Below are 16,808 nucleotides of genomic sequence, written 5' to 3'. Positions count from 1 at the left end.
AGTTCGTGACCCCCGGCTCTTTCGAGTTGATCAGTTTTCTCTGAGAGGGGTCCCATGTTCCGAAGATCCTCCGCCTTCATCGCGCTAACCGCGGTCGCGACGCTCCTCGCGCCGGCAGGCGTCGCGGCCGCCGCACCACCTGGCGTCGATCCGTCCACTGTGGATCTCACGCTTTCGCCGGGCCAGAGCACCACCATCACCAAGCGGGTGACCACCTCCCCCGTCCCGCCCAACCCGGATCTCGTGCTGCTCGCGGACACCACCGGCAGCATGGGCGACGCCATCGCCGACGTGCGCGCCAACGCGAACCGCATCACCAGCACTGTGCTCGAGGCGCAGCCGACCGCGCAGTTCGGTGTCGCCGAGTACAAGGACTTCTCCGACTCGGTGCCGTTCAAGGTCAACCAGGGCATCACCGCCGACACCGGCGCCGTGCAGGCCGGTATCGGCCAGTGGGCGGCGGACGGCGGTGACGACACCCCCGAAGCGAACCTGAACGCCCTGTTCAACCTGGCCACGGGCGCGGTCTCGTTCCGCCCGGACGGCACGCGCATCGTCGCGTGGTTCGGCGACGCGCCGTCGCATGACCCGAGCGGAGGGCACAACCTCGCTCAGACCATCGACGCGCTCAAGGCCGCGAAGATCCGGGTGGTCGCCGTGAACGTCGGTGCGCTCGACGAGACCGGGCAGGCCACCGCGATCACCCAGGCGACCGGCGGCGTGCTGTTCAACAACGTGCCCGCCGACGAGGTCGCGCAGGTCATCGTCGACGGCATCAAGTCCATCGAGGTCACGGTGACGCCGACGGTCACCGCCTGCGACCCGCAGCTTTCCGTGGCGAACAGCCCGGCCAGTGTCAAGGTGGCCAGTGGCGGCGTCGCGACCTTCACCGAGAACATCACCGCGGCCGCCAACGCCGCGCCCGGCACCTATCACTGCACGGTCGACTACCTGGTCGACGGCATGTCACGCGGCTTTGTCGAGAACACCACCGTGCGGGTGCTCGGTCTGAGCATCAACGACGTGACCGTCAACGAAGGGACCGGCGGCGCGCTCGTCCCGGCCACGTTCACCGTCTCACTGCTCGGCGGCGTCAGCCCGAACCCGGTCACGGTGAACTACGCGACCGCGAACGGCACGGCCACCGCGCCCGCCGACTACACGGCGGCCAGCGGAACCGTCACGTTCGCGCCGGGCCAGACGAGCAAGCCGGTGACCGTGCTGGTCAATCCGGACGCCGTCGACGAGCCGAACGAGACGTTCACGGTGAACCTGTCCGCGCCGAGCGGCGCCGGGCTGGTCGACGCGACCGGTGTCGGCACGATCATCGACGACGATCGCAACGGCACCTTCTCGTGCACCGCGACCGCGGCGAACGTCATCGGCATCAAGGCGGCCCAGGCGAACCCGGCCAACCTGCCCTGCGCAGACGACAGCGCGACCGTGCTCGACGCGACGCTGAACGCCGGCGTGATCAAGGTCCAGACCAAGGCGCTCACCGCGTCGACCGACCTCACCCCGGACGACCAGTCGACGGCCCCGGCCGCCGGTGACCGCGCGGTGGCGAAGGCCAAGATCGACAAGACGGTGATCAGCACGCTCGGGCTGACCATCGAGCTCGGCGTGATCCAGTCGCAGGCCAGCGCCACCTGCACGGCGGGACCCGGCGGGCTCGCGCCAGCACTCGCGGGCAGCTCGAACATCGCGTCGCTGAAGATCAACGGCGAGTCGATCACCGTCGGCTCGGCGCCGCTGACGATCCCGCTGGTCATCGGCTCGCTGAAGCTGAACAACACCACGGTGTCCAACGGTGTCGTGAAGCAGCAGGCCGTGGCACTGGAGACGGTGCTGGCCAGCATCGTGCTGGCGGAGTCGCAGGCCGACGTGCACGGCACCACCGCGCACTCGGGCGGGAACCCCTGCCAGCGCTAACGAAGGGCCGCCGGAGCGTCTGACGGCACCGCCGGGTTCTTGGGCGCGATCGGCGAGAGACGGGCGTACGACTGACCTTGCGTCGGCCGTGCGTCCGTCTCACCTTTGTTGGGCCAGAAGGAAAACGCGCGTTCCGCCTGCGCCGTGATGGTCAGCGACGGGTTGACGCCCAGGTTCGCGGTGATCGCCGCGCCGTCCACAACGGACAGTCCGGGGTAGCCGAATACCCGGTGGTACGGGTCGATCACGCCACTCGCCGCGTCGGTGCCGATCGGGGCGCCGCCGATGAAGTGCGCGGTCAGCGGGATGTCGAAGATCTCGCCCCACGTGCCACCGGGCATGCCGCCGATACGTTGCGCGGTAAGGACGTTCGCCTCGTGACCGGCCGGGATGAAGCTCGGGTTCGGCTCGCCGTGCCCTTGCTTGGACGTGTACTTGCGGCGGCCGAAGAGGCCGCGCTTGGTGTAGGTGGTGATCGAGTTGTCGAGGCTCTGCATCACCAGCAGGATCACGGTCCGCTCGCTCCAGCGGTAGCCGTTGAGCAGCTTCGCCGTCTGGACCGGATGCTTGACCATGAACTCGACCGCCTGCCGCCAGCGCGGTTTCTTCGCGGCGCCGTCGGTGGCGATGGTCTGCAGCAGGCTCATCGCGTTGCTGCCCTTGCCATAGCGGACGGGCTCGATGTGCGTCTGCTCGTCGGGATGGATCGACGACGTGATCGCGACGCCCTTGCTGAAGTTCCGGTTCTCGTCGACGCCGGTGCGCGCGGCGCCGATGATGGCCTCGGAGTTGGTGCGGGTGAGCTCGCCAAGCCTGCCTGACAGGTGCGGCAGCGTGCCGGTGTCCTTCATCTTGTGCAGCAGGTTCTGCGTGCCCCAGGTGCCTGCCGCGAGCACGACCTGGCCGGCGGTGAGCGTGCGCTTGGCGCGCTTGCCGGTGCGGCGGAGGTCGACCTCGAAGCCGTCGCCCTTGGGCCGGATCGAGGTGACCGTGGTGAGCGGGATGACCTGCGCGCCCGCGCGTTCTGCCAGGTAGAGGTAGTTCTTGACCAGCGTGTTCTTGGCGCCGACGCGGCAGCCGGTCATGCAGGCGCCGCATTCGGTGCAGCCGGTGCGCTCCGGCCCGGCGCCGCCGAAGAACGGGTCCTTGGCGTTCTCACCCGGCTTTCCGAAGTAGACGCCGACCGGCGTCGGGTGGAACGACTCCGCGACGCCCATGTCCTTGGCGACGTCACGCATGACCTCGTCGGACGGCGTGATCGTCGGGTTGGTGACCACGCCGAGCATGCGGCTCGCCTGGTCGTAGTGCGGCGCGAGCTCGGACTCCCAGTCGGTGATGTGCGACCACTGGCGGTCGTTGTAGAACGGCTTGAGCGGCCGATACAGCGTGTTCGCGTACACCAGCGAACCGCCGCCGACGCCGGCGCCCGCCAGCACCATGACGTCCTTGAGCATGTGGATGCGCTGGATCCCGTAGCAGCCGAGCCGCGGGGCCCACAGGTAGCGCTTGAGGTCCCACGAGGTCTTGGCGAACTCGTCGTCGGCGAACCGGCGCCCGGCCTCGATGACGGCGACCCGGTAGCCCTTCTCAGTCAGCCTGAGCGCGGCGACGCTCCCGCCGAAGCCGGAGCCCACGACGATGACGTCGAAATCTTCTTCGGTGGTGGTGTTACCAGCAGTCACACCTCGACTGTAACTCCGCCCACGCTAACTGACCAGAGGTAAGTTACCCACGGGTCACCTGCATGCTGGTAGTCATGATCGATGATTTCGCGAAGGAGTACCTGCACGATGACCTCCGAGAGATCCGGGAAGCCATGCTCCGGAAGCTCGACGGGCTGTCCGAGTACGACATCCGCCGCCCGCTGACCGCGACCGGCACCAACCTGCTCGGGCTCATCAAGCACCTGACCCTGTCGGAGGCCCGGTACTTCGGGGAGGTCTTCGGCAGGCCGTTCCCCGAGCCATTCCCTCGCTGGGACGACCTCGAACAGCGCGGCACCGACATGTGGGCGACCTCGGACGAGACGCGCGAGGGCATCACCGGCCGCTACCAGCGCGTCTGCGCGCACTCCGACGCGACGATCACCGCGCTCGCCATCGACGCGCCCGGCCACGTGCCCTGGTGGCCCCGCCCCGACGTGCTGCTGTTCAACGTCATGGTCCACATCCTCACGGAGACCAACCGGCACGCCGGGCACGCCGACATCCTGCGCGAGCACCTCGACGGCGCGATCGCCACGTACACCCGGCCAAACCAGGACGCGGCCTACTGGGCCGACCGGCGGGCCAAGATCGAACAGGCGGCCCTGAGCACCCGCCGATAGCCCGAACCCTGGGTGGGGTCAGCGGCGGACGGTCAGGCCCACGCGCTGGAACTCCTTGAGGTCGGAGTAGCCGGTCTTGGCCATCGCGCGGCGCAGGGCGCCGAACAGGTTGACCACGCCCTCGGCGTCGGAGGACGGGCCGAAGAGCAGGGTCTTGAGGTCGACCGCGTAGTCGGGCCCGGCGGCCACGCGCGAGCGCGGGAGCGACGGGTGCGCGGCGGCCGCGGTCCAGTAGAGACCCTGGCCGGGCGCGTCGGAGGCGGCGGCGAGCGGCGCGCCGAGCATGACCGCGTCGGCGCCGCAGGCGATGGCCTTCGCGATGTCACCGGAGACGCTCATGCCGCCGTCGGCGAGCACGTGGACGTAGCGGCCACCGGTCTCGTCGAGGTAGTCACGGCGCGCGGCGGCGGCGTCGATGATCGCGGTCGCCATCGGGACGCCGATGCCGAGCACGCGGTCGGTGCTGGTGACGCCGGGCGTGTAGCCGTGGCCGACGATGACGCCCGCCGCGCCGGTGCGCATGAGGTGCATGGCCGTGCGGTAGTCGCCGACGCCGCCCGCGATCACCGGGACGTCGAGGCGGCCGATGAACTCCTTGAGGTTCAGCGGCTCGGCGTCGCGCTGCACGTGCTCGGCGGAGACGATGGTGCCCTGCACGACGAGGATCTCGACACCGGCCTTGAGCAGGTCGGGGGTGAGTTCGGCGGCGTGCTGCGGGCTCACCCGCGCGGCGACCGTCACGCCCGACTCGCGGATGGTCTTGATGGCCTCGGCGATCAGGTCGAGCCGGATCGGCGCGGCGTGCAGCTCCTGCAGCACCCGCACGAGCGCGGTCGGGTCGTCGAGGTCCTCGGCCGCCCTGACCAGTCGGAACATCGCGTCCTCGACGTTCGCGTGGCGCGCCCACAGGCCTTCGGCGTTGATCACGCCGAGCCCGCCCAGCTCGCCGACGGCGACCGCGGTGCCCGGCGAGACGATCGCGTCCGTCGGGTGGGTGACCAGCGGCAGCTCGAAGTTGTACGCGTCGATCTTCCACGCGGTGGACACCACGGCCGAAGACCTGGTGCGCCGCGAGGGCACGATCTCCACGTCATCGAGGTCATACGCCCGCCGTGCGGTGCGCCCCATGCCGATCTCGACCAGATCCCGCACGTGAAGTCCCTCCTCGCCGCCAACAGCTGTCACCCACATTGTCGCTAGTCCGTGTGGGTTGCCGACGCACGGGGGCGCTTATTCGGCGAACAGAGGACTATCGTGTGGGTATGACCGCAGCAGCCGCGCAGCCACCGCAGCAGCCGAATTCGCCGCGGTTCGACTCGCCGCGCGCGATCCGCGCCGCGCTGCTCCCGGAAGAGGTGGGCGAGTTCGATCTCGCTTACCAAGGGGCACTCAAGACGGCCGCGGAGACGCTGAGCCTCGAGCAACTCGAGGCCACGCTCGAAAACTGGCGGACGATCGCACGCATGACCCAAGCCGACCCCGCCGGACATCGGCGCCTGCTCCAGCAGGCCGAACGCGGCCGCCGCACCGGCGAACCGCCCGCGGACAGCCGGTCATGGAGCAGCCTCAAGGCAGAGCTGGGGCTCTAGCGCCACATGGCTTTTCACATCGAGGTCGATTCCCAGGCCGTCGATCAGATCCGCGCGCTGCCCCAGCACGCGTTGCCGCTGCTCGCCGAAGCCATCGCCGTGGTGGAACTGGCACCGTGGAACGGCAGGCCCTACGTCGACGCGAAGCCCGACGGAGCGCTTCGCCAGCTGCTGTTCGGTGACGGCGTGGGGATCATCACCTACCTGGTGCTCGACGAGCAGCGACGCGTCGACGTCCTCGACGTGCTGTGGCTGCCCTGAGCGCTAAAAGGAGACCTTTTCGACCGTGTCGGTGCGCAGGACGGACTCCTGCTGGAACTCCTTCTTGTAGTCCGCCCGGATGTCCTCGATCTCACGGTTGGCTTTCCGGTCGTTCAGCGGGTACAGCAGGATCACCAGGTACGAGTGCTCACGCACGATCTCGCCGTTCGCGCCTTTGAACTGGCCGTCGGCCGCCAGCCGGGTGAAGCCGTCGGGGAACGCGCCGGTGATCTCCTTGTCCGAGAACACCTGGAACTCGGCGGGGGTGACCTCGGAGCCGTCCGGCTTGCCGGTGCCGAAGTAGAGCGTGGTCTTCTTCCAGACCTCGCCCGGCGAGGAGGTGGCCGCGTTCGCGTCGGCCGTCACGGGGTCGCCTGCGCCTGCCGTCGCGGCCGCGCTGCCGCCGAGTGCCAAGGTGGCGGCCGCGACCACGGTCACCAGTGTCCGTCGGGGAAATGCCATGCGAAACGCCCTCCAAGATCCGGTCAGGACAAGCCTTCAGGATCTGGAGGGCGTTCACAGTGCCCTAAGGGGCGGACTAACGGGACGTGTAGTTCGGCGCCTCGACCGTCATGGTGATGTCGTGCGGGTGGCTTTCCTTGAGACCGGCCGCGGTGATGCGGACCAGCTGGGCCTCCTGCAGCTCGGCGATCGAGTTGGCGCCCGCGTAGCCCATGCCGGAGCGCAGGCCGCCGATGAGCTGGTGCACGACGTTGGCGAGCGGGCCGCGGAACGGGATTCGGCCTTCGATGCCTTCGGGGACCAGCTTGTCCTCGGAGAGCACGTCGTCCTGGGCGTAGCGGTCCTTGGAATAGGACTTGGCCTCGCCGCGTGACTGCATCGCGCCGAGCGAGCCCATGCCGCGGTAGGTCTTGAACTGCTTGCCGTTGACCAGGATCAGCGCGCCGGGCGACTCGGCGGTGCCCGCGAGCAGGCTGCCGAGCATGACCGTCGACGCGCCGGCCGCGATGGCCTTGGCGATGTCACCGGAGTACTGGATGCCACCGTCGCCGATGACCGGGATGCCCGCCGGGCGGCACGCGAGGTCGGCCTCGTAGATCGCCGAGATCTGCGGCACGCCCACGCCCGCCACGATCCGCGTGGTGCAGATCGAGCCGGGGCCGACGCCGACCTTGACGCCGTCCGCGCCCGCGTCGACCAGCGCCTGCGCGCCCGCGCGGGTCGCGACGTTGCCGCCGACGACGTCGACGGTGTCGCCCAGTTCCTTCTTGAGCAGCGAGACGGTCTCGATGACCGCGCGGGAGTGGCCGTGCGCGGTGTCGACCATCAGCACGTCGACGCCCGCGTCCGCCAGCGCCATCGCGCGCTGGTGGCCGTCGGTGCCGACGCCGACCGCCGCGCCGACGACCAGGCGGCCGTCGGGGTCCTTGGTCGCGTGGGGGTACTGCTCGGTCTTGACGAAGTCCTTGACCGTGATCAGGCCGCGCAGCTTGCCCGCGCCGTCGACGATCGGGAGCTTCTCGATCTTGTGGCGGCGCAGCAGGCCGAGCGCCGCGTCCGCGGTGACGCCGACCTGCGCGGTGATCAGCGGCAGCTTGGTCATCACCTCGCTGACCGGGCGGCTGTGGTCGACCTCGAACCGCATGTCGCGGTTGGTGATGATGCCCACCAGGGTGCCCGCCGCGTCCGTCACCGGGACACCGGAGATGCGGAACCGGGCGCACAGCGCGTCGACCTCGGCGAGGGTGTCCTCCGGGGAGCAGGTGACCGGGTCGGTCACCATGCCGGCTTCGGACCGCTTGACGATCTCGACGGCGGTGGCCTGCACGTCGATCGGCAGGTTGCGCTGGAGCACGCCCATGCCGCCCTGGCGGGCCATGGCGATGGCCATCCTGGCTTCGGTGACGGTGTCCATGGCGGCCGAGACGAGCGGGATCCGCAGCGTCACGTTCCTGGACAGCCGGGTGCTGGTGTCGACCCCGCTGGGCACGACGTCGGATTCGGCGGGGAGCAGCAGTACATCGTCGAAGGTGAGGCCGAGCATCGCGAACTTGCTCGGGGCGGCTGCAATGCTCTCGCTGGTCATGACAGGTGTGGGGCCTTCCTTGGCGGAGGTGGGACACAGCGCGGTGGCTTCCCTCGATGATATCCGGGCCGGGCGCATGCCCCGGCCGGGTGGCCGCCCGGTAGCGTGCAGGTCGTGCCGCACGATGCGTTGCCCCCAGACCCGTTCGAGGATGACCCGAACGACCCGGCCAAAGCGTTCACCGACGCCGAAGACCAGCTGGAAGAGCCGATCAGCCCCGACGAGCGCACCGAGCTGCTCGCGGATCTGTCGGACCTGGCCGTCTATCAGGCGCTATTGGAGCCCCGTGGCGTGCGCGGGATCGTCGTGGACTGCGGCGACTGCGACGAACCTCACTACCACGACTGGCACCTGCTACGCGCCAGCCTGGAGCAGCTGCTCCACGACGGGCGCATGCGCCCGCACGAGCCCGCGTTCGACCCGAACCCCGGCGACTACGTGAGCTGGGACTACTGCCGGGGCTTCGCCGACGGCGTGACCGCGAACGAAAGCGCCTACTGAGTTTTTCACCGGCGAAAAACCAATGGCCCCTCGCGCCCTAGGCGCTGGGGGCCATTGTCGTTCTGAAGGTGAGTTACTACGGCGTGGTGGAAGACGCGCTGGTGGTGGTGTCCGAGGAGTCGGGCACCTCGTAGCGCGGGCCCGTGTCCGGCACGTTCCCCGTGGCGGACGGCGTCGGCGAGGTGGTCGGCGACGGGGTCGGGCTCGGGCTGGACGTGGGGGTCGGCGTCGGCTTCGTGGTGCCGCCGCCGGTGCCGGGCGGGATCGCGGACGTGGTCGGCGACTGCGGGATCGACGGGACCGAGCTGGGCGAACCGGAGCCGGAGGTCGTGGTGGCAGGCGGGGGGTTGGCGCCGGTCGGGTTGGCCAGCTGAGCGCTCAGCTGGCGGTGCTGCTCCATGAGCTGGTCGAGGTTGTCGTCCGGCGAGACCTGGCGCAACGCGGCCTGAGCGTCGTCGAGCGCCTTGCGGGCGTCGTCGAGCCTGCCGCCGGCGAGCGCGAGGTTGGCCCGCTCGAGGTCGAGCCTGGCCGCGGCGGCGGCCTCGACCGACCGCGCGTGGTCCGCGTACAGGACCTTGGTCAGTCCCCAGAGGGTGTCGCCGGGGCGGGCGTCCTTGGCGGCGAGCCCGGTGCCGGTGAACAGGATGGCGAGCACGGCGGCCGCGGCGGCCACCGGGACGAGCGTCCGGCGTCTCGCGCCGCGCTGCCCGTACTTCTTGGCCAGCGCCGCGGTCTTGACGGTGGTGATCGCGGTTTCGGTGTCGACGAGGTCCGCGAGCGGTTCGCTGTCGATGTCACGACGCCACGCGAGCAGCAGCGCGTTGAGTTCTTGGTCACCTAGACCGTCGGCGACCTTGGGATCGGAGCCGCCCAGCGCGTCGAGCAGTGCGTCGTCGGCTTGCACCGCCGACAGATCGGCGGCGAACTCGGCTTCGGACGCCGTCATCCCCAGCGGGAACGGCGGCAAGTCGAACTCGGAGCCTTGCCAGTCGTGGCGGTTTTCGCGATCTGTCACTTCAGATCACCTCCTCGGCGGCCAGTACCTTGCGCAGCCGCGCGAGGGCACGGTGCTGGGCGACGCGGACGGCGCCGGGCGTCGAGCCCACGGCGTCGGCGGTCTCTTCGGCGGACAGCCCGACCACGACCCGCAGCACCACGATCTCCCGTTGCTTGTCCGGCAACACTCGGAGCAGTGTCGACATCCGCTCGTTCAGCTCGCCTTGGAGTGCGCGCTGCTCGGGCCCGACACCGTTCTCGATCTCGTCGGGTACTTCGGCGACGGGCTCCGCCCTGTTACGGGCCGCGGCGCGATGCGCGTCCGCGACCTTGTGCTGGGCGATGCCATAGACGAACGCCAGGAATGGGCGGCCTTGGTCACGATACGAGGGCAATGCCGTGAGCACCGCGAGACACACCTCCTGGGCAACGTCGTCTGCCGAAGCGAACGAACGCTCCTGCCTGCCAACTCGCGCGCGGCAGTACCGCACTACGAGAGGACGGATAGACGCCAGCAGCCGCTCCACTGCCTGGGGATCACCCTCGACAGCAGCGGCGACCGGCTCATCCAGTCCATCCCCCACATTGGCCATCGCAGACAACAGTCCCAGCGTTACGTGTAGGCGTGCAAATAGTCCGGTGTCGGCGAAGAACCAACCCACACCGGTGGTGGTAACCGTACCTTCCTCCCGCCGGCGACCTCGTCCAACGGTCCTCACCGGCGCGCCCGCCCTCAGCGGGCGGACATGACAGCCTCTCGCTCGATCTCCGCAGTTTCAACGAGCAGCGAGAAAAGGGGGTACGCCGCTCGGGCGGAAGAGGCCGGTCGAGTGACCGCGGATACCCGTCAGGTCGAGAAATCCGGCCGGATGTGACCTAAAACACAACGCGGGCCAAGGTCGACTCCCCTGGCCCGCGGTCTGTCACCCGGGTACTGCAGACAGCGCTGAAGTACTTACTCGGCAGAACTCAAGAAACGAGACCGCGACGGAAGCCGTGCGCGACGGCCTGAGCGCGGTCACGGACACCCAGCTTGCGGAACAAGCGGCGGGCGTGCGTCTTCACGGTGTCTTCCGAGAGGTAGAGCTCACGGCCGATCTGGCCGTTGCTCTTGCCCTGGCTCATCCCTCGCAGCACCTGGAGTTCCCGCTCGGTGAGCTGGACGCCGGGGTCGGAGGGCTGCCGGGGCGCGGGCACCGAGGTGCTCGCCAGTGTGTGCGCCAGCGCCGCGACCAGTTCCGGCCGGGACGCGTCCCAGCGGAGGTAGCCACGGGCGCCGCCGGCGATCGCGGCGGCGATGCTGCCCGCGTCGTCGGGCGCGCCGAACACGATCACGTTCGCTTGGGGGTTCGCGGAGACGAGGCGCCTGGTGGCCTCGACCCCGGTCGGCACCGCACGTTGCGTCCCGACCAGCACGACATCGACCGGCTGACGGGAATACCTGGCCAGCAGCTCGTCACCGTGCGCTACGCAGTCGATGCGACTGACCCCTGGAACAGCAGACATCACGCGAGTTAGCCCTTCGCGGACACTGCGTCGGTCGTCGCAGATCAAGACCGTCGTCACGGGGTTTCCTTCCTGCAGCCGGGTGACATTCCATATCCCCTATCGGACGCTTTAGCCCTGACCTTGACACGATCCGGTGGCTTTTTTGAAAGTTTCTTAGCCCGGATGCCGGAATGAGCCCTCCATCAGGGCCAACGGGGGTCAGACCGGCACCCACGGCGATTGCCTCGCGATCCGTCTACCGACAGGATCTGCGCGCAGTAACACTGCGTGCAACACCTGTGTGCTCCTGAATCGATACTTCTCGCGAAGTTGCCCCTCGATGCCCGCCGCGATCAGACAGGCGGGCCAAATAAGTGAATGTAATTCGCTTTCTTCCGCATCGCTCAAGGCGGCGGTGACCAGTTCATTCGCGCGTTCCCTCCCCGTCGAATCGCCAGCGGACAGCGTAGCGGCCAACACAAGCCTCGACTTGACAAAGTGTCTCCGCGATCGCCGTTCGGCGGACATGACGATGGCTCTTTCGGCGGGTTCGATCGCGTCATCCGGCCGCCCTGACGCGAGTGCCAGCTCCGCGGTGACCCACTCCGCGCGGACGCGGCCGCGCCACCCGGTCGGGACCTTCAGCGCCCGGTCGAGCGACCGCCGAGCGGCGGTCAGCCGACCGGCGCCCAGATTGTCCGCGGCGAGCCCCAGCAACGCGTCCGCCCGCGCGCCGGCGGCGTCCAGTCCATCCGGGTCTTCCGAGCCCTCAGCGGCTCTCATGGCCAGCCCGAAGGCCGCCCCGTCGAGACCGCGCGCGACGTCGTGACCGCCGAGCTGGCGCCGATGCGACGCGAGCGTGCTCATCGCCAGCGACGCGATCACGGGATCCTCGGCGCGCTGGAGCGAGGACAGCAGCGTCGCGGCGGCGGCGTACCGGCCGCGGGCACCGAGCACGATCGCGGTGAGGAGCCGCTCGCGCGGAGTCCCGGGCGGCGGCAGGTCGACTGCGGGCGCGTCGCCGAACGCGGCCGTTCTCAGGTCTGGCACCCGTTCTTTCTAGCGCCCGGTACCGACAAGAACGTATTCGACGCGGTCGGCGGCGGCCGCGACGTCGTCGAGGTGCTCGACGTTGCCTGGCAGCGACGCGCGGTCCCAGCCGGGACCGGCCGCGAACAGCCTGCCGCGTGAGCCGCCGCGCGAGATGCGGGCGAACAGTCTGGGGTCCGCGATGCCCTTGCGCTGCGCCCACAGCACGACGGCGGCGGGCGAGCTGCGGCGCACGGCGACCGCGAGCACTTCGGCGGGCAGCGGCACGCCGAAGAGCTGGGCGCCGAGTGTGCGCGCGGCGAGGCACGCGGCGAGCGCGTACATCGGCATGGTGTCGCGCTCGTCCGGCACGCAGGTGAGCAGCACCGGGCGATGGTTGCGCGGCGCGGCGAGCACCGGGGTGGCGCGCACGAGCGCGGCGTAGACGCATTCGGCGAGCAGGTATTCGACTTCGGCGCCCGCGCCGCCGGACGCGCCGCGCCAGCGCGCGCCGAGCGCGCTCAGCACGGGTTCGACCACGCCTTCCCACGCGGCGAGCACGCCGAGTTCGGCGATCGTCTCGGCGAGCATGCGCTGCACCGCGCCGACGTCCATGGCCAGCGCGGCGGTGCTCAGCCTGCGCGCGAGCCTGGACGGGCCGTCGCGCTCGTCGCCGTCCTCGGCGGGCAGCACGACGGCGCCTTCGGGCGTCTCGATCTTCAGCGCGGTGCCCGGCGAGGGCATCGGCTGATCCGTTCGGGTGAGAACGGACTTCGGCATCTGTTCGAGCGCGTACCGCGCCGCTTCGGCCGTCGAGGCGCCGCGGAGCAGCGCGCGCTGCATGAGTTCGAGCCTGCCGATGTCGGAGGTGCCGTAGCGCCGATGACGGCCGTCGGTGTGCCTGCTGGGGCCTACTCCGTAGCGGCGGTCCCAAGTTCGGAGGGTGGACGGGGCGACCCCGAGCCGGCGCGCGACCGAGGCGACCGGCAGGGTGGGTTCATCAGAGTTCGACCCGGATCCCACCCGTCCCAATATCCAGGCGATGTGCACAGGCGGCAACCGGAGCCATCCCCGCCGCTCACAATCGGGCGACAGCTCTTGAACAAGTATTGGCGCGCTTCTAACGTTACGGCCGTTGCACCGAATGGAGTAGCAGAGCCGACGGAGGCGGTCAAGATGGCAGACACGCGCAGGCTCCCTGGTCCCAACGCCGATATATGGGACTGGCAGCTGGAGGGCTCGTGCCGGGGGATGGACAGCGCGTCCTTCTTCCACCCGGACGGCGAGCGCGGACCGGCGAGGGCCAGGCGGGAAGCCAGAGCGAAAGCGGTCTGTCTCGCTTGCCCGGTACTGGAGATGTGCCGGAAGCACGCGCTGGCGGTCCACGAGCCCTACGGGATCTGGGGCGGGTTGTCGGAGTCCGAGCGGGAGAACATCATCAAGCAGGACAAACGGGCATTGAGCATGGCCGGCGGCTGACGGGCCGACGTCCAGTACTGAAGGGTGACACCTGCGGGGGTGTCACCCTTCAGTCATGTCCGGGGCCAGTTGGCCATGGCCGTGTCGACCACTCCGGACAGCTCGTCGAAGCTCGCGCCGTCGCGGGCGAGTATGGACAGGCCGTTGAGCACCACGCTGTAGAAGGAGCCCAGCGCGGCCGCGTCGGTGCCCGGCGGCAGCTCGCCGTCGTCGACTCCGCGCGCGACGCGCTTGCGGATCTCGTTCGCCGTGTCCCGCCTGAGGTCGGCCAGGTGGTCGTGCACCGGCTTGCTGGCCGCGGTGTAGTTCGTCGCGGACAGGATGACCATGCACCCGCTCGGGTGATCATCGGCGCGGTATTCGTGGATGTTGTCACGCAGCATCGCCTCGATCGACGCCCGCGCGGTCGGCTGGTCGACCAGCGCCCGTTCGGTACGGCTACCCGCAGTGGTCCCGTACAGCCGCACGGCCTCACGAAAGAGTGCCTCCTTGCCGCCGAACGCGGCGTACAGACTGGGCGAATTGATGCCCATCGCCTCGGTCAGCTCGGTGATCGAGGTGCCTTCGTAGCCGCGCTCCCAGAAGACGTGCATGGCCGCTTTCAACGCGGCCTCGCGGTCGAAGGCCCTGGGGCGTCCTCGTGACATGGGCAACTTTCTTTAGCGATCGACACAGAATGGCTTGACCCCGATGCTACCTCGCCGGTAATTCTGTAGTGACCACTACAGAATTCAGGGGGCGCAATGCAGCTCGAAGGAAAGACCGCGTTCGTGACGGGTGGCAGCCGCGGCATCGGCGCGGCGATCGCGGTCCGGCTCGCCTCGGAAGGCGCCGACGTCGCGCTGACCTACGTGTCCGGCGCCGACGCGGCCGCCGAGGTCGTCGGCCGGGTAGAAGCGTTGGGGCGCAAGGCTTTCGCGTTCCAGGCCGACAGCGCGGACCCACGCTCGGTGCGCACCGCGGTCGACGCGGCGGCAGCCGCTTTGGGGAAGCTGGACGTCGTCGTGCACAACGCCGGCATCTTCAGCGCCGGCCCGCTCGAGGAGATCACGGTCGAGGAGATCGACCGGGTGCTGGCGATCCACGTGCGCGCGGTTTTGGTGGGCACGCAGGCCGCGTTGCCGCACATGCCGGACGGGAGCCGGATCATCTCGATCGGCAGCAACCTGGCCGACCGCGTCGCCCGGCCGGGGTTGACGTTGTACTCGGCGAGCAAGGCGGCGCTGAACGGCCTGACCCGGGGCCTCGCTCGCGACCTGGGGTCGCGCGGCATCACCGCGGTGCTGGTCCAGCCGGGTTCGACGGACACCGACATGAACCCGGCGTCGAGCCCGCACGCCGACGACCAGCGCGCGCTGAGCGCGTTGGGCCACTACGGCGCCGCGGATGACATCGCGGCGACGGTCGCGCACCTCGCGGGCCCCGGCGGCCGCCACGTCTCGGGCACCACGATCACCATCGACGGCGGCCAGAACGCCTGACCACGAACGCGATAAAGCCCGCTTTACTCCGGGGAGTAAAGCGGGCTTTATCGCGTATTACCTAGTGGGCGTGCCCGTGGCCGTGGCCACCGGCGCCCGCGTCCTCGACGGGCTTCTCGACGATGGAGGACTCCGTCGTCAGCACCAGCCGGGCGATGGACGAGGCGTTGGACACCGCGGAGCGGGTGACCTTCACCGGGTCGACGATGCCTGCCGCCAGCAGGTCGACGAGCTCACCGGTGGCGGCGTTGAAGCCGTGCCCCCAGCCCTGCTCCTTGACCTTGTTGACGATGACGGCGCCTTCGTGGCCCGCGTTGGTCGCGATCCAGAACAGCGGCGCGGTCAGCGCGTCACGCACGATGCGGACACCGGTCGCCTCGTCGCCGGTCAGGCCGAGGTCGCCGTCGAGCTCCTTGACCGCGTGCACCAGCGCCGAGCCACCGCCGGGGACGATGCCCTCTTCGACGGCCGCCTTGGTCGAAGCCACGGCGTCCTCGATGCGGTGCTTGCGCTCGTTCAGCTCGGTCTCGGTCGCCGCGCCGACGCGGATGACCGCGACGCCGCCGCCGAGCTTCGCCAGCCGCTCCTGCAGCTTCTCGCGGTCCCAGTCGGAGTCGGTGTTCTCGATCTCCTTGCGGATCTGCGCGATGCGGGCGTCGGCGTCGGCCTTGGTTCCACCGCCGTCGACGATGGTCGTCTCGTCCTTGGTGATGACGATGCGACGCGCGGTGCCCAGCGCGGACAGCGGGGTGTCGGCCAGCTTCTCGCCGATCTCGGTCGAGATGACCCGGCCGCCGGTGACGACCGCGAGGTCGTCCAGGAACGCCTTGCGACGGTCACCGAAGAACGGCGCCTTGACGGCGACCGCGACGATCGTCTTGCGCAGCGAGTTCACCACGAGGGTGGACAGCGCCTCGCCGTCGACGTCCTCGGCGATGATCAGCAGCGGCTTCTTGGCCTCGACGACCTTCTCCAGCACCGGGAGCAGGTCGGCCAGCGCCGAGATCTTCTCGCGGTGCAGCAGGATGACGGCGTCCTCGAGGATCGCCTTCTGCTCCTCGGGGTTGGTCGCGAAGTGCGCCGACAGGAAACCCTTGTCGAACTGCACGCCCTCGGTGATCACGAGCTCGGTCGCCAGCGTCGACGACTCCTCGATGGTGATCACGCCGTCTTCGCCGACCCGCTCGACAGCCTCGCCGAGCAGCGCGCCGATGGCCGCGTCACGCGAGGTGACGGTGCCGACCTGGGCGATGTTGTCGCGGCCCTTGACCGGGGTGGCCTTGGCCTTGAGCACCTCGACGACCTTCGCCGCGGCGGCTTCGATGCCACGGCCGATCGAGGTCGGGTTCGCGCCGGCCGCGACGTTGCGCAGGCCGACCTTCACCAGTGACTGCGCCAGCACGGTGGCCGTGGTGGTGCCGTCACCGGCGACGTCGTTGGTCTTGGTCGCGACGCTCTTGGCGAGCTGCGCGCCCAGGTTTTCGAACGGGTCCTCGAGGTCGATCTCACGGGCGACCGTGACACCGTCGAGGGTGATGGTGGGGCCACCGAACTTCTTGTCCAGCACCACGTGGCGACCGCGCGGACCGAGGGTGACCTTGACCGCGTCGGCGAGCTTGTTCACCCCGCGCTCCAGCGCGCGACGAGCGTCCTCGTCGAAACTGATCTGCTTAGCCACT

Annotated in this window: 18 protein-coding genes; 7 read left to right on the top strand and 11 right to left on the bottom strand. The window is 69.5% G+C overall.

All coding sequences use genetic code 11. The features are described 5' to 3' along the window. Positions 1 to 54: 54 nt before the first annotated feature. Positions 55 to 1,932 (top strand): Calx-beta domain-containing protein, encoded by a 1,878-nt coding sequence (locus tag AB5J62_RS02800; protein ID WP_370946506.1) that lies wholly within the window; start codon positions 55 to 57, stop codon positions 1,930 to 1,932. On the opposite strand, the gene AB5J62_RS02795 is transcribed toward AB5J62_RS02800, so the two are convergent. Further along, positions 1,929 to 3,614 carry an FAD-dependent oxidoreductase gene (locus AB5J62_RS02795; protein WP_370946505.1) on the bottom strand — a complete coding sequence of 562 codons (1,686 nt, stop codon included), beginning with the start codon at positions 3,612 to 3,614 and terminating at the stop codon, positions 1,929 to 1,931. The genes AB5J62_RS02800 and AB5J62_RS02795 overlap by 4 nt on opposite strands. Positions 3,615 to 3,688: 74 nt before the next feature. On the opposite strand from AB5J62_RS02795, the gene AB5J62_RS02790 reads away from it, so the two are divergent. Further along, on the top strand, positions 3,689 to 4,258 hold the full coding sequence (locus AB5J62_RS02790) for a DinB family protein (RefSeq protein WP_370946504.1): 570 nt from the start codon (positions 3,689 to 3,691) through the stop codon (positions 4,256 to 4,258). Positions 4,259 to 4,276: 18 nt separating this feature from the next. On the opposite strand, the gene AB5J62_RS02785 is transcribed toward AB5J62_RS02790, so the two are convergent. Next, a complete protein-coding gene (locus AB5J62_RS02785; protein WP_370946503.1) occupies positions 4,277 to 5,410 on the bottom strand; it encodes a GuaB3 family IMP dehydrogenase-related protein in 1,134 nt (377 codons plus the stop codon). 110 nt (positions 5,411 to 5,520) lie between these two features. Here AB5J62_RS02785 and AB5J62_RS02780 point away from each other — a divergent pair, with 110 nt between their 5' ends. Then, positions 5,521 to 5,847, top strand: coding sequence for a DUF6247 family protein (locus AB5J62_RS02780; RefSeq protein ID WP_370946502.1), 327 nt, complete (start codon positions 5,521 to 5,523; stop codon positions 5,845 to 5,847). A 6-nt stretch (positions 5,848 to 5,853) separates the two neighbouring features. Then, positions 5,854 to 6,108 (top strand): hypothetical protein, encoded by a 255-nt coding sequence (locus AB5J62_RS02775; RefSeq protein WP_370946501.1) that lies wholly within the window; start codon positions 5,854 to 5,856, stop codon positions 6,106 to 6,108. 3 nt (positions 6,109 to 6,111) lie between these two features. On the opposite strand, the gene AB5J62_RS02770 is transcribed toward AB5J62_RS02775, so the two are convergent. After that, positions 6,112 to 6,570 carry a DUF3574 domain-containing protein gene (locus AB5J62_RS02770; RefSeq protein WP_370946500.1) on the bottom strand — a complete coding sequence of 153 codons (459 nt, stop codon included), beginning with the start codon at positions 6,568 to 6,570 and terminating at the stop codon, positions 6,112 to 6,114. Positions 6,571 to 6,646: 76 nt separating this feature from the next. Next, complete coding sequence (guaB, locus tag AB5J62_RS02765; RefSeq protein WP_370946499.1) at positions 6,647 to 8,155, bottom strand: IMP dehydrogenase; 1,509 nt, start codon at positions 8,153 to 8,155, stop codon at positions 6,647 to 6,649. Positions 8,156 to 8,260: 105 nt separating this feature from the next. Between guaB and AB5J62_RS02760 the strand changes: the two genes are divergently transcribed. Continuing rightward, a complete protein-coding gene (locus tag AB5J62_RS02760) occupies positions 8,261 to 8,656 on the top strand; it encodes a DUF5319 domain-containing protein (RefSeq protein WP_370946498.1) in 396 nt (131 codons plus the stop codon). A 76-nt stretch (positions 8,657 to 8,732) separates the two neighbouring features. Here the strand turns inward: AB5J62_RS02760 and AB5J62_RS02755 are convergent, their stop codons facing one another. The 5 genes from AB5J62_RS02755 to AB5J62_RS02735 form a co-directional block, all read right to left on the bottom strand. Continuing rightward, positions 8,733 to 9,671: an anti-sigma-D factor RsdA gene (locus tag AB5J62_RS02755; RefSeq protein ID WP_370946497.1), complete on the bottom strand. Its 939-nt coding sequence runs from the start codon at positions 9,669 to 9,671 to the stop codon at positions 8,733 to 8,735. A gap of 1 nt (position 9,672) precedes the next feature. Continuing rightward, complete coding sequence (locus AB5J62_RS02750; protein ID WP_370946496.1) at positions 9,673 to 10,245, bottom strand: sigma-70 family RNA polymerase sigma factor; 573 nt, start codon at positions 10,243 to 10,245, stop codon at positions 9,673 to 9,675. A gap of 376 nt (positions 10,246 to 10,621) precedes the next feature. Continuing rightward, entirely contained in the window at positions 10,622 to 11,218 is a 597-nt protein-coding gene (locus tag AB5J62_RS02745; RefSeq protein WP_003073605.1) for a response regulator transcription factor, read from the bottom strand. A gap of 141 nt (positions 11,219 to 11,359) precedes the next feature. Continuing rightward, positions 11,360 to 12,190: a hypothetical protein gene (locus tag AB5J62_RS02740; protein WP_370946495.1), complete on the bottom strand. Its 831-nt coding sequence runs from the start codon at positions 12,188 to 12,190 to the stop codon at positions 11,360 to 11,362. Positions 12,191 to 12,199: 9 nt separating this feature from the next. Beyond that, entirely contained in the window at positions 12,200 to 13,192 is a 993-nt protein-coding gene (locus AB5J62_RS02735; protein WP_370946494.1) for a MerR family transcriptional regulator, read from the bottom strand. A gap of 153 nt (positions 13,193 to 13,345) precedes the next feature. Here AB5J62_RS02735 and AB5J62_RS02730 point away from each other — a divergent pair, with 153 nt between their 5' ends. Continuing rightward, positions 13,346 to 13,648, top strand: a complete 303-nt coding sequence (locus AB5J62_RS02730) for a WhiB family transcriptional regulator (RefSeq protein WP_091293750.1) — start codon at positions 13,346 to 13,348, stop codon at positions 13,646 to 13,648. Between the two features lie 53 nt (positions 13,649 to 13,701). On the opposite strand, the gene AB5J62_RS02725 is transcribed toward AB5J62_RS02730, so the two are convergent. After that, positions 13,702 to 14,295 (bottom strand): TetR/AcrR family transcriptional regulator, encoded by a 594-nt coding sequence (locus tag AB5J62_RS02725; RefSeq protein ID WP_370946493.1) that lies wholly within the window; start codon positions 14,293 to 14,295, stop codon positions 13,702 to 13,704. A gap of 96 nt (positions 14,296 to 14,391) precedes the next feature. Between AB5J62_RS02725 and AB5J62_RS02720 the strand changes: the two genes are divergently transcribed. After that, on the top strand, positions 14,392 to 15,129 hold the full coding sequence (locus AB5J62_RS02720) for an SDR family NAD(P)-dependent oxidoreductase (RefSeq protein ID WP_370946492.1): 738 nt from the start codon (positions 14,392 to 14,394) through the stop codon (positions 15,127 to 15,129). Positions 15,130 to 15,190: 61 nt separating this feature from the next. Here AB5J62_RS02720 and groL read toward each other — a convergent pair whose 3' ends face one another. Next, positions 15,191 to 16,807: a chaperonin GroEL gene (gene groL / locus AB5J62_RS02715; RefSeq protein WP_370946491.1), complete on the bottom strand. Its 1,617-nt coding sequence runs from the start codon at positions 16,805 to 16,807 to the stop codon at positions 15,191 to 15,193. Between the last annotated feature and the right edge of the window lies 1 nt (position 16,808).

The sequence above is a fragment of the Amycolatopsis sp. cg5 genome (assembly GCF_041346955.1).
GTDB lineage: Bacteria > Actinomycetota > Actinomycetes > Mycobacteriales > Pseudonocardiaceae > Amycolatopsis.
Note: the sequence above shows the minus strand (reverse complement) of the source record. Positions and strands in the feature narration are given on the sequence as shown.

Coding starts and splice junctions, on each gene's coding strand:
- AB5J62_RS02800 (WP_370946506.1), top strand. CDS start 55: ATGTTCCGAAGATCCTCCGCCTTCATCGCGCTAACCGCGGTCGCGACG.
- AB5J62_RS02790 (WP_370946504.1), top strand. CDS start 3,689: ATGATCGATGATTTCGCGAAGGAGTACCTGCACGATGACCTCCGAGAG.
- AB5J62_RS02780 (WP_370946502.1), top strand. CDS start 5,521: ATGACCGCAGCAGCCGCGCAGCCACCGCAGCAGCCGAATTCGCCGCGG.
- AB5J62_RS02775 (WP_370946501.1), top strand. CDS start 5,854: ATGGCTTTTCACATCGAGGTCGATTCCCAGGCCGTCGATCAGATCCGC.
- AB5J62_RS02770 (WP_370946500.1), bottom strand. CDS start 6,570: ATGGCATTTCCCCGACGGACACTGGTGACCGTGGTCGCGGCCGCCACC.
- guaB (WP_370946499.1), bottom strand. CDS start 8,155: ATGACCAGCGAGAGCATTGCAGCCGCCCCGAGCAAGTTCGCGATGCTC.
- AB5J62_RS02750 (WP_370946496.1), bottom strand. CDS start 10,245: ATGGCCAATGTGGGGGATGGACTGGATGAGCCGGTCGCCGCTGCTGTC.
- AB5J62_RS02730 (WP_091293750.1), top strand. CDS start 13,346: ATGGCAGACACGCGCAGGCTCCCTGGTCCCAACGCCGATATATGGGAC.
- AB5J62_RS02725 (WP_370946493.1), bottom strand. CDS start 14,295: ATGTCACGAGGACGCCCCAGGGCCTTCGACCGCGAGGCCGCGTTGAAA.
- AB5J62_RS02720 (WP_370946492.1), top strand. CDS start 14,392: ATGCAGCTCGAAGGAAAGACCGCGTTCGTGACGGGTGGCAGCCGCGGC.